Here is a 14,006-nt window from a genome sequence, read left to right as displayed (position 1 = left end):
GGCTCTGTCCCGCTTAGCTCACTTGAAGTGCGTGGCTTCGGTCAAGACCGGACCGAGTGACAGCGACGCCTTCAACTCATAGCCGAAGTCGAGGTCGGCGCGATGCGCCCAGATTTGCAAGGCCTCGGCCAGCGGAACCGCGCAGACGGCCGCGACGATCTTTTTCTGCGCCTCGACCCAGAGTGCAACCTGCTTTTCGGTGTCGGGCTCGGTCTTGGCAGCGTCGATTTCCTTGTCCGCCACGTCGCAGTGGCTGAAATTGGTGACTGCCGTCGGCTTTCCGACGATGCTCGCGGAGTGAAAGAACTGGGTGAGGTAGATGTCCGCCACCGGAAATCGTGCCGCCGCGTAATAGACGATCGGGCTCAAATCCTTGCGGATCTGCTGGTGGAATGTGGCATGATCGACGACCTCGATGTCGAGATTGATGCCTGCCTTCTTTAGCTGCGCCTGCACGACCTGCATGCTGCCAAGCATCTGCGGCAACTGCGTGTGGATCACCTTGATCGTCACGCCGTCGGGATAACCCGCCTCCTTGAGCAGCGCCTTGGCTTTGGCGATGTCGGTATTCACGAGACCGACATCCTTCGAAAATCCGAGATAGCCGGCCGGAATGACGCTCTGGCCCGGCCGTGCCGTGTCGGCACCCTGCCACTTGACCAATTCCGGCCGGTTGACCGCATAGGCGATTGCCTGCCGCACGCGAATGTCGTCGAGCGGCTTCGCTGTGACGTTGAGATTGAGATTGGCGAGTTCGCCGGGCTCGAACACGTCGACGATCGAATTCGGCAACGCGCGGATGCGGTTGATCCAGGCCTGATCCTGCTTGCCGTAGATGAGGTCGATTTCGCCATTCTGGAAGGCGAGGTCACGCGAGGAGTCGGAGGGAATGTAGCGATAGCTCACGTGCTGCAGCTTCGGCTTGCCGCGGAAATAGCCGTCGAAGGCTGCGAGCTCGAGCGACTGGTTCGGCGTATCGGAAACGAAGGCGAAGGGGCCGGTGCCGACCGGATTGCGGGTGAAGTCCGCGCCATATTTCTCGACCGCCTTGCGGCTGACGATGTAGCCGCCGGAATAATTGGTGAGCAACCCGAGCAGACTCGGCACCCGCCGCGCCAACACGATGTGCACGGTGTAGGGATCCGCAGCCTCGATGGTCTTGAAAGCGGCGAAGTCGGCGGAGAAGGCCGACGTCTTGGCATCGCCCGCTCGCTTCAGGCTGAAGACGACGTCATCGGCGGTCAGTTCGCCGAAGTCGCCGTGAAACTTGACGCCGCGGCGCAGATGAAAGGTCCAGTCGAGCTTGTCGGCGCTTGCTTCCCATTTCTCCGCAAGATCCGGCTCGATCTGCGTAGGGTCCATCGTCCCCGGCTTGAAGCGCACGAGGCCATTATAGATCCAGGCAACCACGGTGCGGTCGATCGTGCTGACCGCGCGATGCGGATCGAGCTGGCCGACATCCTGGGCGGCCATGCCGATTTTCAGATCGGTCTTTGGCGCCGCCGAAGCAGGCACCGCAACGAGGGTGGCGGCCGCGAGGGCCGCACTAAGCGCGATTCGAAGCCTCATGTTTCTGTTCCTGCTGGTTGAATGATACGTCCTGTGCGAAACGATCGATACGGAACGGCTCGAGCGGGACATCCGTGCGTCCGTCGACGATGAGCTCGCTCATGATGGCCCCGATGACAGGGCCGAGCTGGAAGCCGTGACCTGAAAAGCCGAATGCATGAAACAGGCCGGGCGTCGTGCGGCTCGGCCCGATGACCGGAATATCGTCCGGTGTTTCGCCGTCGATGCCGGTCCAGCTGCGGATCACCTGCACGCCCGCAAGCCGCGGCACGAGCTGCAGCGCCTTCGCCATGACCGCATAGCTTGGTTCGGGCAATGGCCGTGAACGCGGAACATCCGGATCGGATTCCCCGCGGCCGCCGCCGAAAATCACGTTGCCACGGCGAATCTGACGCAGGTAGACGTCTCCGCCGACGACGCCCAGATTGGGCGTGATGAAGTAGGGCAGGGGCTCGGTCACCAGCATGTTCGGGCTGAGCGGCGAGACCGGAACCGCTTCGTCGAATGTCCTGGCGATCGCGCCGCCCCAATAGCCGGCTGTGTTCACGAGATACCTGGCGCAAAATTCATGCTCGCCCGACCTCACGATGAACTGAGAACTGTCATGGGCCACGGTACTGACTGGCGAGAATTCACGGATGTCAGCGCCCTTATCGCGTGCGGCTCGCGCGAGCGCGGGACTCAACAGTCGCGGATTGGCGGCGCCGTCGTCGGGAGCGAGCGAGCCGGCCACGACATCGGGGCCGAGCCACGGATATTGCTGATGGATGGCGTTGCCACCGATCATGATCAACGGAAGTCCGTTGCCTTTGGCGATATCGAGATAGGCGACGAGGTCGGCCTCCTCGGCTTGGTTGCGCGCGAGCTTCAGGTGGCCAGTCACCTCGAATTCGCAATCGGTGCCGACGAGCTCGGGCAGCTTCGCCCAGATTTCGCGGGAGCGGCGCGCGAGCGGCAATTCTGCCGGGTGGCGTCCCTGCTGGCGCACGCCGCCATAATTGACGCCGCTGGCCTGCCCGCCGATCTGGCCGCGTTCGAGCAGAATGCATCGCACGCCGCGGCTTGCGAGATGCAGGGCCGTGGAGCAGCCTGCGCCGCCACCGCCCACGATCAAGACATCGGTCGGCGTGGCGCTCATGCGGCCTCCGCGGGAAGGATGGGAATCGGCTTGACCGGTGGCTGTCCGCGCAGGCGGCCGACTTGCTCCACCGGGCAGGAAAGCGTGGCTGCCAGCACCTCGGCCGCTGCTGCGCCGCAGACGCGCCCCTGGCAGCGCCCCATGCCGACACGGGTGAGGGCCTTGGCCCGGTTGACCTCCGACGGCGCAAGCGTCGCCGATGCCTCGTTCGCAGCCGCGCGCAGATCGCCCACAGTGATCGCCTCGCAACGGCAAAGGATCGTATCGTCGGTCATGTCCGCCGCGAGTTTTGCCGGAAATGGAAATGCCCGCTCCAGTGCGGCGCGGAAGCTGGCGCCAGCCGTCAGCGTCGCATCGAGGCGTGCCACTGCAGACGCATCGACGGGCAAGCCGCGGGCCGCCACTACGGCCCAGGCGGCGCGTGCGCCGGCCGCCTCGGCGAGATCCGCACCGCGAATCCCGCTGCCATCGCCGGCGAGGAACACGCCTTCGACGGATGTTCGGCCGGTGGGTTCTTGGCGCGGCACCCAATTGTGCTGCACTGGATCAAAGTCGAACGGCACGCCAGCAAGATCGGCGAGCTGCGCCTCCGGCTTCAGCCCCCAGCCGACTGCGACGGCATCGACTGCCGCTTCGCGCCGGGTGCCCCGCGCGTCCCGCCAGCTCACCGATTCAACCTGGCGGTTACCCTCGATCGCGAGCGGGGTCACGCCCTCGGCGAGGGGGATGCCGTGCGCACGCAGCCACGCGATGTAGTAGAGGCCTTTGGCGAAGGTTGCACCGCCATGCATCAGCCCGAACGCCTGGCGCGCCTTGGTGGTGAATGGTGTCGTGTCGAGCACGGCCGCAACCTGCGCGCCGGCGCGGGCATATTGATAGGCGACGAGATAGAGCAGGGGGCCCGTCCCGACAAAGGCGACCTGCGCGCCAATGGCGCAGCCCTGCGCCTTCAAGGAAATCTGCGACCCACCCAGAGTGAAGACGCCCGGCAGCGTCCAGCCCGGCAGTGGGATCACCCGGTCCATCGCGCCGGTGCAAAGAATTGTCTGCTCGAAAGGCACTGCGCTGGCCTTTCCATCGCAGATGGTGTCGACCACGCCGGACCGCAGGTTCCATGCAAGCGACCGAGGTCGGAAGTCGATCGCAGGGCGCAGCCTGTCGAAGCTGTCGTGAATGGCCTGGGCCTTTGGGGCCTCGAAGCCGTATAGGGCGCGCGCCGTACGATGGAATCCGGCGGGCTGGCGTTGATAGATGCGTCCGCCGCTGTCCGGGGCTTCGTCGATCACGATCGGGCGCAGGCCTGCGCCGACAAGAACCTCGGCCGCGCGCGTGCCAGCCGGACCAGCGCCGACGATAACGACGCTCATGGCTGCACCATGCTGCGCGACACGCGCAGGCCGTCGGTTATCGGGGTCGTGCAGGCGCGCACGCGGCCGAGACCCTCGACGTTCACCCAGCAATCCTCGCATGCCCCCATCAGGCAGAAGCCCGCACGAAGGCCATCGCCGAATTCACTCGCGCGCAGGTGGCCGTCGTGCGCGAGAATGGCCGTGAGCAGGGTGTCGCCCTCGAGTGCGGCCGCGGGAGCGCCGTCGAGCATGAATGACAGGGCCGGCCGGTCCGTTTCCGCCAGGCGTCGCAGTCTCATAGCATGTCCTCCAGCCGGCAATTGACCAGCAGCTCCGCGATGGTCGCCGTGTTGGGTAGGCGCAGGACCGTCGCGATCAGTTCGGCGATGTCGCTTGGATCGCTCATTTTATCACGCGGCCATTTGGTGACATGCGCAGTCATGTCGGTCGCAACAAAGCTCGGGCAGATCGCGGTCGCACGAATGCCGTGGTCCCAGCCGTATTGCCGCACGGCATGGGTGAGTGCGAGCAGCGCGAACTTGCTCATCGCATAGCCGACGTTGGGATTGCGGACACGCTTGCCTGACATCGAAGCAATGTTGATCACCCGTCCTTCGCCGCTCTTCGCCAGATGCGGGAGCGCGAGGCGAATGAGTCGCATGGGCGCCTTGACGTTGATCAGCATCATGGCGTCGAGCGCCGACTCGTCGGGGTCGGTGAGATCAGCTTCCGGATTGATTCCTGCCGCGTTGATCAGGCCGTCGAGCCGACCGAAATGCTCGATCGTTGCCTCAATCCAGGCTTCCGCCGAGGGCAGTGATTCCGCGTCGTAATGATGCAGCTTCAGTCGGTCGGATCCGACCAGTCCGCGCGGATCGCGCACGGCTGCCGAGACGCGATAGCCGCCAGCGACCAGGCGCTCCACCACGGCGCGGCCGATCCCGCGGGAGGCACCGGAGACCATCACGACCCGACCAGTCGCCTCAAGCACGAGCAAGCTCCTTGGCGAGAGTGCTGGTTGCAACGTGACAGCGCGCGAGATGCAGCGGGGCGGCGGCGGCCAGAACTTGCGGCGCCTCGCATCCGGCGCGGCGCAATGGGCATCGCGGCGCGAAGCGGCACCCCTTCGGCATGTCGTTCAAGGGTGGCACACGACCCGGAATCGCGGCGAGCGTCTGCTCGTCACGATCCATACGCGGGATCGCCGAAAACAGCGCGCGCGTATACGGGTGGGCCGGCTTTGTGAAGATCTCGTGCACGGGCGCTTCCTCGACGATCTGGCCCGCATACATGACGGCAACGCGATCGGCGATCTGGGCAACGACGCCGAGATTATGCGTGATGAACAGCATGGTCATGCCGTGCCGTGCCTTCAAGTCGGCGAGCAGCCCGAGCACCTGGGCCTGGATCGTCACGTCGAGGGCGGTCGTTGGCTCGTCGGCAAGCAACAGCATCGGCTCGCAAGCGAGCGCCATCGCGATCATCACGCGCTGGCGCATGCCGCCTGAGAATTGATGCGGATAATCGTGGAAGCGCTGCTTTGCGGACGGAATTTTCACTTCCTCGAGTACGGCGAGCGCCTTCGCCTCCGCGTCCGCGCGCGACAGGCCGCGATGGATGCGCAGCGCCTCGGCGACCTGCGTCCCGATGCTCATCACCGGATTCAGGCTCGTCATCGGCTCCTGGAAGATCATCGTCATGCGGTCGCCGCGCAGAGCTTCGAACCCTGTCTCATCGAGCGATCGTAGATCCGTTCCGTCGAGCAAGATGCGGCCCGCCGACACGCGGCCCTGCGGCTGCGGCACAAGACCCATGATGGAGAGGGCCGTCACCGACTTGCCACACCCGGACTCGCCGACCAGGGCCAGCGTCTCATTGCGGTCGAGCGCGAAGGAGACGTCGTCGACGGCCGGATACCATTCCGCGCCAATGCGAAATTCGGCTCGAAGATCTTCGACACGCAAGACCGGTTCGCGCATGGGACGGGACTGCCAGAGCGAGGACGTCACCCTCTATTCAGGTCGTTGATTTCAGTCGTGTCAATGCCGTATTCCGATATGTGCAAAGAGCTGGCCCTATTTTTCCATTATGTGTAATATCCCCGTTCCCTATGCACGGAATATTTTCACTGATGGACGACGCCTTCGGGAACGGACCTTCCGGTAGTCTACCGCGCGCCGTTGCATTGCTGCGTGCGTTGGCTGCGAGTGGCGGCGAGGGGGCGCGGCTGACGCATGCGGCCCAAACGGCCGGACTGACCCCGGCCTCGGCGCATCGGCTGCTGCGCATGCTGATCGATGAAGGCATGGTCGAGCAGGATGCGCGCAGCAAGTACTACCGGCTGAGTATCGAATTCTTTTCGCTTGCGGCCCGAGCGGGGAATCCGAGCAATCTGCGCGACATTTGCCGACCTGTGCTGTTGCGGCTGTCCGCGGCGTTAGGCGACACCGTGTTCCTGCTGGTACGCAGCGGATACGATGCGGTCTGTCTCGACCGCTGCGAGGGGCCGGTACCGATCCGCTCCTTCACCAACGACGTCGGCGGCAAGGTGATCCTTGGCGTCGGCCAAGGCAGCATGGCAATCCTCGCCCACTTGCCGGAAGCGGAACGTGAAGAGGTGATCCGCTTCAACCTGCCGCGCCTCCTGCATTTCGGCCTGTTCGACGAAGTGTTCTTCCGCAATGAAATCGAGCGGGTGCGGAAAAGCGGCTTTGCTGCGCGCGGCTCGGGGCTTCTGCCGGACATGGCTGGGGTTGCCGTACCGATTCTCGATCGCGAGCGGCGACCGCTCGCCGCAATCAGCATCGGTACCACGCTCGAGCGGCTCAACGCCGAGCGCTTGCCGACTGTGGTCCAGGTGCTCCGGCGCGAGGCAGAGGCGCTTGCGCCGAAGATTAACCCGTTCGACGCAGCCTTGCGCAGGCCGGGGCTACAGGCCGGCTCGTATTGAGATCGCCCGCAAAAGCGGCGGTCGAGGCACGCCCGGTGAAGAACTGCCTTTGACGACAAGATGGCGATTGGCGCCGCGAGCCGATGAACACGAGGCCCGCGGGTTTGCGTTGGCGGGCCAACTACCTCGCACTCGAAAGCGACGCCTCGGTGGTTCGACGGACCGGGCTATTTCGCTTGATGAGGGACTTGAGCCTGTTGACCGCGCGGATGGCAAAACCGAGCGGGAACGGATTGTGCAGCCGGCAGAAGGCAACCTTCTTCACGTAGCCCTCGACATGCCATTTGGCGTGCGCACCTTTGCGGAAGAAGATGACGTCACCAACGCCATAGCGCTTCGGCGGCATGCCCGCGCTCTCAAGCACGATCGATCCTTCGAGGATCACCACCGTCTCGTCCAAATCATAGTACCAGTTGAACCGACCTCCGGTACAGGACCAGATCAGGGTCTTGGCGGTGTTGCATGCGCTCGTCGACAAAAGGCGCGAGTGTGCTTCCGGATTGCCTTCGATGACCCAGGATGGCTCGATGGGCGACGGCTTGAGATCATCTACATTGCAATGATCGGTTTCGATAAGCGCGAGCGGCATTGGTTTCCCCACTGCAATTTGCACGGTCGTTCGAAGCCATCCTCCGAATCTTCCCCCGCGTGTGAAGAGACCACTTTGCCGCGCCCTCAACGGAGGTACTCCTTGCTTGTTCACGGCGACCGGGAACAAGTGGCAATGGGCCGCGTTCGTCTGCTGCTTCGGTCCAGCCTGGTACCATGACAGAAGGCGGTGCGAACTCCTGCGGCCTCAGCTCGCCTTCCGGCTCGGGCCGTTCATTCGAGCGCTGCCGCGACCTCGTATTCAAAGGCGAATGGGCGCGGTTCTTCACCTTGATCGCAAACTTCTGCCTGCCGCCGCGGTAGGGTTGGTCGCTGGGCGCGTGATTGAAAACTGAACGACGAGGAAAGTCTGGCCGAGGATCCCGGGGCCATCGGTAACCTCGACGCGCCATTTGTTGTTCTGCCACAACGGACCGTCTGGCCCATCGTTGAGAATTTGGCCGCTCAATTCGATCGCCGCTGCTTCCGCAGCTTCGATATCGGGAAGCTCCAGCCCGACGTCGTCGAACACGGAAATGCCGTTGTGAACGTGAAAGAAGTAGCGGGTCATCCGCACGACTCCCCTCCAAGGGACGGCAGCGAGAGCGCCCGATCTCACCCCGCCAATGTGGGTGACAAGATAAATAGACCGGCGTGGAACCCGGAAGGCGGCTCTTTTGAGGGAGATGAATGCCCTTAGTGGGTAGGTTTCTGGTTAGAGCCCGAGCCGGCGGACTTCGCCTGGTCGAAGCGCATCTGATTTCACGCGCAGGCGGTGCTGCAAGAGCCTAGTATTGTGCCCGTCGCCGACGACCAGCGCGACTGCTTCGGTCGCCTTCTCAGGTTCGACCGCCGCAACCCAGTATGACCTTCCCCCGTCGGGCGAGATGACCGCGACTATGGGTAAGCGGACCATCATCAAAATATTCCATACTGAAAGGCGCAACTGTAAGTTTTAGGATATGTCTAATCAAGCCTCGGTCGCAGTTATGGTTAGCGTTGGCAGCCGCCTAAGGTCGTTTCTGTTCAGAAGTGAACGTTGAAGCCCGTGAAGTCCCAAGTTCAGGCCGAAGGTCCACGGCTCGCGCAAAGCCTGCCCCAGTGGCGGCCCTCAGTATCGAAAGCTCGCCGACCTAACGCCGTGCTGAAATGACTCCGCAGCCAACTCTCAAGCTGCGACCACCGTCTGTCCGGCGAGAAGCGAATCCAGTCAGGAAAAGTCGGCAAATTTGAACCAGTTCCTCGGTGCAAAATTGGACATAACAAAATTTCCGACCAGGCTAGGCTCGCTCGGCTTGGTCCACCCAAATACGCCAAGCAACCTCCAACGGCCCCGGCATTTAGGGTTGTGCTGGGGCCGTTTCTACTTCTGCTTTCGTGCGGGGTGATGGTGCTTGGTCCATGTTTAACGAAGCACTCTTGGATGAGCTGAGGCAGCTGGAGCGCAATGTCGTCGAAGCAGAGCTGCGGCTCGCCGAGCAGGAGGCGCTGATCGTTGACCTGAAACGGCAACATCAAGATGCCAGCAGCGCCCAGGCCGAACTGGAGATAATGCGCGAGAGCCAGCAGCAGCGCCAGCAAGACCGACAACGGCTGCTCTCGCTGCTGCAGCGGTAGGAACGGATCTGCACTCGTCGCTTTCGATGCTGGCAACCATCGGCTTGGGGCAATTGGCGCCAGGCACAGACAGGGCTCGTCATTGGACGAAAGGCGAGCATTCCAAGACACCGAAGGCAACGCGAAGCGCTCGGGCGTCGCCCCCGGCCGCGGACGGCTTCAATTCTCTGACGACAATGTGAGGACCCGTGCTGTGAAGCACTTCACAGCGGTCTTACAGACCAATCCTAAGATCATGCCGCGCAATGAAGCGCTTTTCGAATAGGAAATTGCTCATGGACATTGCACATCGTTCAGCGCCCATGCCGTCCCTGGTTCGTAGCTACGACGGTTCGATTATTCTTGGTTATGCGGCATTTGCCGTGATCGCACTCGTCGCCATCTATTTCGCGTCGGGCGGCCCAAGCTTCTCGGCAAGCGACCTCTCGGCAATGGCGATGATGCCATAATGCGATTGACGCCGTGGACCCCCTTGGCAGTTCGCTTCTGGCCGCCGGCCCTCGCCTGTCGATAACGCGTTGGTCCGGTCGCTACCATTGCGCGCAATGAAGCCGCTGCCGGATGGATGTTGTCCGTCCTCGCCGCGGGCGAGGCGCGGCTCTCAGACCGCGCTCGCGACGTCCTGCTTTTCTTCTCCGCGCGCGACGATATTGATTGCCTGACTGGGCAACGACCAACTCCGCCGAACGGCGCCCAGCGGGATATGCGTTAAAGTCTCCGTCAGTCGCCGCCACCAAGGCGGCCCTACAGTCGACAGTCTCCCCTCCAGGTGGGCGGCTTTCTCTCGAGCTGCCGTGGTTTCAATATTCGCTTTCAGCAGTTCCGCCAGGAGCTTGCTGGTGCGATCACACTCTCTCTCGAAGTCCGCCCGATGACCGCCGGCGATTGCCTTCATCTCCAAGAGATCGCTCTGCAGCGTTGCAATGTGCTCCTTCAGGGCGGTGACCACCTGGTGACCGGCGGGGGCCTGGGATGCGCGCGCGATGGGAGAATGGCTGATCTCGCTGAGGTCGACATGTACCAGCGTCTTGCCATCGTTCGAACGCGAGCGCGGCAGTCGATGTCGCTTGGCGAGCGCTCTTGCAGCTTCCGGGGAGATTTTTAGCCTTTCGCCAAGATCGGCGTAAGTAAGCATCTCGACGGGCATGTGTGTTTGCTCCCGTTTTGATCGGACGGTCACCGGCGAATATACCGACGGCAGGTTAAGGATCGGTTTACTATGATTGGGGCTCGGTACGCCCTCAAGCCGCGGTGGAGGAGGCCTTCCTTTTCGCCGTCGGACGGATCCCCAAGGCTCTCACAAGCGCCCTGACGAATTGCCCGCCGCCATCTTGCGATCTGCCCACGCCTTGATGTCGGCAACCGTCAGTGCCTTGAGGAACGGATTGGCGTTGATCAGCTTATCGCGTGTGGTCCGTCCCGTCGCGTCAGCGGCGGCCATCAGGGAAGCCGCATCGGCATTTTCCGCGGCGGATAATAGCGCCACGGCGCCCGCCGGTCCCGCGAAATGGGCAAGGTAGAGAGAACCGGGCGTGATCGGCAGACCGCGATTGTTGAGGATCGCGGCATATTCCTCGACCAGCCGCGTGGTGATCTCTCGCGCAAGCTCGGGATTTCGCCGCAGGTCCAACACCTCCTTGTCGCTGCGCCCTTGGATCAGATCGCGTCGGTGCCTTCGGACGGCTTCGAGCCACGTGTCATCGAGGAACTGGGCGGCACCGGTCGCGCTCGACCGCCGGTTCTTAATATTCGGGTCACCATTGGACTCGGCGACGATGATGCGCTCGACCAATGCCTTGGCGGCCGTCTTGTCGATCAATTTCCCGCTCAAATGCGCGTCGCGAGCTAAGATGAAGCTTGCGATGAAAGCCAGGCCGATCGCCACTCCAAGAGCAGCGGTGATGGTTTCCGCTGACAGCCAGTTCCGCGACGCGACAACGTAAGCACGCTCGTCTGGGCGAGGGGGGCGGATTTCGTCGCGAAGGCGTGTCTGCTCCGTCGCATGTCCGAGGCGCCGCGCGCAGCCATCGGCCATGTCGATGCGGAGAAACTGTTGCGCTAGGTCTGGCATCGCGTTGACAGGTTCAATGCTCGGAGGAGGCCATCGAAGGCACCCGACGGGCACGGTTTGACCTCCGCGACCGGTTTGGAGCGATTGAGTTTCGCAGCTACCTTGGAAATTCCCCGCTCGGGCCGAACTCTGGGCAGCACGACCGCGGATTTTCCTCCGCGTGCGCTGCGCTTGTGCTGCTCGATGATCTTCGAAGGCTGCTCCGTAATCATTGAGGGGTGATCCGGCGGGGACATCGCTTCGCTCGAGGAGATCGGCTGCGGTGGCGCTTCAAGCATGTGCGGGATTTCGAGGCGGTCTGCCGTCGTCAGCGTGTCGAATGAGCCAACGGCCGCCAGAGCGGTCGGCTCGTTCACAGGCTTTGTCGCGCGCGGCGGGGTCTCGAACTCCATCACCGCGACTGTACTGAGGCCGACAAGGATGAGAGCCACTCTCATCTGATTTCACGCTGTTCCGAGGAAGAAGCCTCGCTCAAAGTCCGCCGGAAATGAGCGCCCGAAAATCGGAGACGATTGCAGAGGTCCAATGAGGCGGCTTGGCGGCAGAATTAGACTAGCCGGCGCGGATACAGGATGAGATCCGAGATAGGGTTAACGCGGGGGCAGGGAAAGAAGCATGGGAGTGGTTTCGCGATCCGGAGATCTGCCTTCGCGGTTGCGTCAGAATGAGCGAGAGGCCGCGAAACTGAGGCGCCCTTGACTACAGGGCCGACTGGCCTGCGCTGATGACTTTGGCATCGGTCACCGGGTGGTCACCAGGGCGGTGACCGTGCGATCAGGCAGGGTAACTTGGAACTGCTATCCCTCAAGGTCGACGTATTGACGGAGCTTGAGCACGATGTCCGGCAAAGTGTGTCGCAGGCGGGCAGCGTTCTGGGAGGTGGTCGAGAACGGTGCGAACCTGATCATCGCGTTCCAGGGCCGATATCCGTAGACGGCGCTTCGTGGAAAGCCGTCCATTTTCCGAAGCTCGCTGAGGACGAGGTCAGCTATGACTACAGCAGGGAGCCGCGGTCGCTTTTCATCAGTGCCGGGGGCGGACGCGATCGGTTTTTGACGGCGGCGCTTCCGCAATAGAAGCCACTTCCTCGAGCTTTCTCGGCGCCTCTGCGAAAGGTGCGGTTTCGGTCGTGCCGGTGGGACTCATCCTCTTAAGCATCGCTGCACGAAACAGCGAAGTTTTCGCAGATTGAGGCAAAGGCCCGTTTTGCTTCAGCGTCCTCGAAGCAAAAGCGCGTTCCGATATCGGCTCGCTCGATCCACCAATCAAGCTTGCTTCCCCTTGCAATACGGGATGCTTCTGCGCGCAGTTGATCCAGCTGCCTGCCATAGGCTCGTACGATCAAGCAATTTGATTTGACCATGGAAAAATGCCCCAGAATTAAGATCCAAACATCAATGAAGTGCCGTTGCTTTCCCAGCTACGGAGCGTGAGCTGCGACGCGCGCAGTCAGTGGCTCCGCCGCACACGCGCGCTGAGCTATCCCTTCGAACCGCCAGAAAGTAACCGAGTCGGTCGCTCCGCAACGATCGCACGTCAAGCGCTCTTCGCCGAGCATGTAGCGTGCGCGAATCGCGGATGTGGCGTTTTTGCAGGACGGGCAAACCAATAAAAAATTGCGCATGCGCCAGCGTATCACCAGATCACCCAACACCCTCATAGGCCCCCTCGCGATTCAGGTATCTCATGACGGGAGCTTAGCCGAGCCAGAGGCGCCTGAATGTTCGATTTCGCACAAAGGAACCGGATACCTACCCAAATGATGTGGTCTGGCACAAACTGCATAGTGAGCATCGCGGCGACAAGACGTCCAAAAAAGAAGCAACGGACGAATGGGCGCGTCGAAATCAGCTCCTGGCCTGGCCTTCAATCCTATGAGCCCGGCGGATGGCTTTCCAGAACGAGGCGGAGATCGAGGGCATCGTTGCGGGCACCGAATTGCTGATCTTCGTGCTGGCGCAACCTGATGCAGAGCCAGCGCGAGACGGAGTGCACTGCCTGATAGGATCGTCGAAGACGAGGCCGGTGATCTCCGAGGCCGTCTCCTGGAGGGTGGACGATGAAGCGCCGGCGCCGATCCCACGGGAAGGCGCAACCGGCAGCGGCTGGCGACGCATGCCCGCCGGCTGACGTTAAGAGAAAACTGCGCTACACCTCGCCGGCTCGAACCGGCGGACTTTGCCCTGGCTCAACATACATTGAGTTCGGTGGTCGACGGCTGCGCGCGCTGTGTTCGTTCATTGCCTTCACCGCCTCATTTTCAGCGGCGCAGAAAGCAATGCATTTCCGATCGGCGAACACGAGCCACTGATGAAGGCCAACTTCCCTGATGACGTACTCGGCCATTTCGAGCGTCCTGGTAGTGAGCAGACTTGCATCTTACGCCCGTAGCCTTGCAGTTCTATTAACTGCGATCCAGCGACGCTTAGCGCGCTAAGGACAGTGGCTAGTCGCGCCCAGACACGAGGCCCGCGGGATCACGCTGGCGCGCCTACGCTTCGACAACACGCTGAGTGGGGATTCCTTTTTCAAGTCCTGCGTGGCGCCGAGATTGTTGCACACTCTCCTGCAGTACGGCCGGCTGCTTTTACGGATCACGTTCGACCGGTTGGACGCGGGGCGCCAGATAGCGGTTCGTCCAGTCGCTGCCATTGCACGAGAGCGGGCGCACGCATTGTCCTTCCGCGATGACCAGCCTCCGTGGCCGTCGTGATTCACTTCATC

The 14,006-nt window shown here is 62.4% G+C and carries 17 protein-coding genes; 4 read left to right on the top strand and 13 right to left on the bottom strand.

Going from position 1 to position 14,006, the window contains the following annotated elements; translation table 11 throughout:
- Positions 1–18 precede the first annotated feature (18 nt).
- Genes QA640_RS23585 through QA640_RS23560 form a run of 6 tightly spaced genes read right to left on the bottom strand, consistent with a single transcriptional unit; the run spans position 19 to position 6,035 of the window.
- A complete protein-coding gene (locus QA640_RS23585; protein WP_283035345.1) occupies positions 19–1,569 on the bottom strand; it encodes an ABC transporter substrate-binding protein in 1,551 nt (516 codons plus the stop codon).
- Positions 1,547–2,707, bottom strand: coding sequence for an FAD-dependent oxidoreductase (locus QA640_RS23580; protein WP_283035344.1), 1,161 nt, complete (start codon positions 2,705–2,707; stop codon positions 1,547–1,549). Before QA640_RS23580 ends, QA640_RS23585 begins: the two co-directional genes overlap by 23 nt.
- The gene (locus QA640_RS23575) at positions 2,704–4,074 is read right to left on the bottom strand and encodes an NAD(P)/FAD-dependent oxidoreductase (RefSeq protein WP_283035343.1); all 1,371 of its coding nucleotides are present in this window, start codon (positions 4,072–4,074) and stop codon (positions 2,704–2,706) included. Before QA640_RS23575 ends, QA640_RS23580 begins: the two co-directional genes overlap by 4 nt.
- A complete protein-coding gene (locus QA640_RS23570) occupies positions 4,071–4,355 on the bottom strand; it encodes a (2Fe-2S)-binding protein (protein ID WP_283035342.1) in 285 nt (94 codons plus the stop codon). Before QA640_RS23570 ends, QA640_RS23575 begins: the two co-directional genes overlap by 4 nt.
- Entirely contained in the window at positions 4,352–5,047 is a 696-nt protein-coding gene (locus QA640_RS23565) for an SDR family NAD(P)-dependent oxidoreductase (RefSeq protein WP_283035341.1), read from the bottom strand. Before QA640_RS23565 ends, QA640_RS23570 begins: the two co-directional genes overlap by 4 nt.
- Entirely contained in the window at positions 5,040–6,035 is a 996-nt protein-coding gene (locus tag QA640_RS23560; protein WP_283035340.1) for an ABC transporter ATP-binding protein, read from the bottom strand. Before QA640_RS23560 ends, QA640_RS23565 begins: the two co-directional genes overlap by 8 nt.
- Before the next feature lie 152 nt (positions 6,036–6,187).
- On the opposite strand from QA640_RS23560, the gene QA640_RS23555 reads away from it, so the two are divergent.
- Positions 6,188–7,006: an IclR family transcriptional regulator gene (locus QA640_RS23555; RefSeq protein ID WP_283035339.1), complete on the top strand. Its 819-nt coding sequence runs from the start codon at positions 6,188–6,190 to the stop codon at positions 7,004–7,006.
- 121 nt (positions 7,007–7,127) lie between these two features.
- On the opposite strand, the gene QA640_RS23550 is transcribed toward QA640_RS23555, so the two are convergent.
- The 3 genes from QA640_RS23550 to QA640_RS23540 all read right to left on the bottom strand — a co-directional run bounded on the left by QA640_RS23550 (position 7,128) and on the right by QA640_RS23540 (position 8,513).
- Positions 7,128–7,595, bottom strand: coding sequence for a cupin domain-containing protein (locus QA640_RS23550; protein ID WP_283035338.1), 468 nt, complete (start codon positions 7,593–7,595; stop codon positions 7,128–7,130).
- 285 nt (positions 7,596–7,880) lie between these two features.
- A complete protein-coding gene (locus tag QA640_RS23545) occupies positions 7,881–8,165 on the bottom strand; it encodes a hypothetical protein (RefSeq protein ID WP_283035337.1) in 285 nt (94 codons plus the stop codon).
- A 144-nt stretch (positions 8,166–8,309) separates the two neighbouring features.
- Positions 8,310–8,513 (bottom strand): hypothetical protein, encoded by a 204-nt coding sequence (locus tag QA640_RS23540; RefSeq protein ID WP_283035336.1) that lies wholly within the window; start codon positions 8,511–8,513, stop codon positions 8,310–8,312.
- 482 nt (positions 8,514–8,995) lie between these two features.
- Here QA640_RS23540 and QA640_RS23535 point away from each other — a divergent pair, with 482 nt between their 5' ends.
- Both QA640_RS23535 and QA640_RS23530 read left to right on the top strand, forming a co-directional pair.
- On the top strand, positions 8,996–9,211 hold the full coding sequence (locus QA640_RS23535) for a hypothetical protein (RefSeq protein ID WP_283035335.1): 216 nt from the start codon (positions 8,996–8,998) through the stop codon (positions 9,209–9,211).
- Between the two features lie 275 nt (positions 9,212–9,486).
- Positions 9,487–9,660, top strand: coding sequence for a hypothetical protein (locus tag QA640_RS23530; RefSeq protein ID WP_283035334.1), 174 nt, complete (start codon positions 9,487–9,489; stop codon positions 9,658–9,660).
- Between the two features lie 152 nt (positions 9,661–9,812).
- Here the strand turns inward: QA640_RS23530 and QA640_RS23525 are convergent, their stop codons facing one another.
- The 3 genes from QA640_RS23525 to QA640_RS23515 form a co-directional block, all read right to left on the bottom strand.
- Entirely contained in the window at positions 9,813–10,358 is a 546-nt protein-coding gene (locus QA640_RS23525) for a hypothetical protein (protein ID WP_283035333.1), read from the bottom strand.
- 150 nt (positions 10,359–10,508) lie between these two features.
- Positions 10,509–11,030: a lytic transglycosylase domain-containing protein gene (locus tag QA640_RS23520; protein ID WP_283035332.1), complete on the bottom strand. Its 522-nt coding sequence runs from the start codon at positions 11,028–11,030 to the stop codon at positions 10,509–10,511.
- A 239-nt stretch (positions 11,031–11,269) separates the two neighbouring features.
- On the bottom strand, positions 11,270–11,719 hold the full coding sequence (locus QA640_RS23515) for a hypothetical protein (RefSeq protein ID WP_283035331.1): 450 nt from the start codon (positions 11,717–11,719) through the stop codon (positions 11,270–11,272).
- Between the two features lie 1,450 nt (positions 11,720–13,169).
- Between QA640_RS23515 and QA640_RS23505 the strand changes: the two genes are divergently transcribed.
- A complete protein-coding gene (locus QA640_RS23505) occupies positions 13,170–13,412 on the top strand; it encodes a hypothetical protein (protein ID WP_283035330.1) in 243 nt (80 codons plus the stop codon).
- Between the two features lie 18 nt (positions 13,413–13,430).
- On the opposite strand, the gene QA640_RS23500 is transcribed toward QA640_RS23505, so the two are convergent.
- Complete coding sequence (locus QA640_RS23500; protein WP_283035329.1) at positions 13,431–13,628, bottom strand: hypothetical protein; 198 nt, start codon at positions 13,626–13,628, stop codon at positions 13,431–13,433.
- Between the last annotated feature and the right edge of the window lie 378 nt (positions 13,629–14,006).

The sequence above is a fragment of the Bradyrhizobium sp. CB82 genome (assembly GCF_029714405.1).
GTDB lineage: Bacteria > Pseudomonadota > Alphaproteobacteria > Rhizobiales > Xanthobacteraceae > Bradyrhizobium.
Note: the sequence above shows the minus strand (reverse complement) of the source record. Positions and strands in the feature narration are given on the sequence as shown.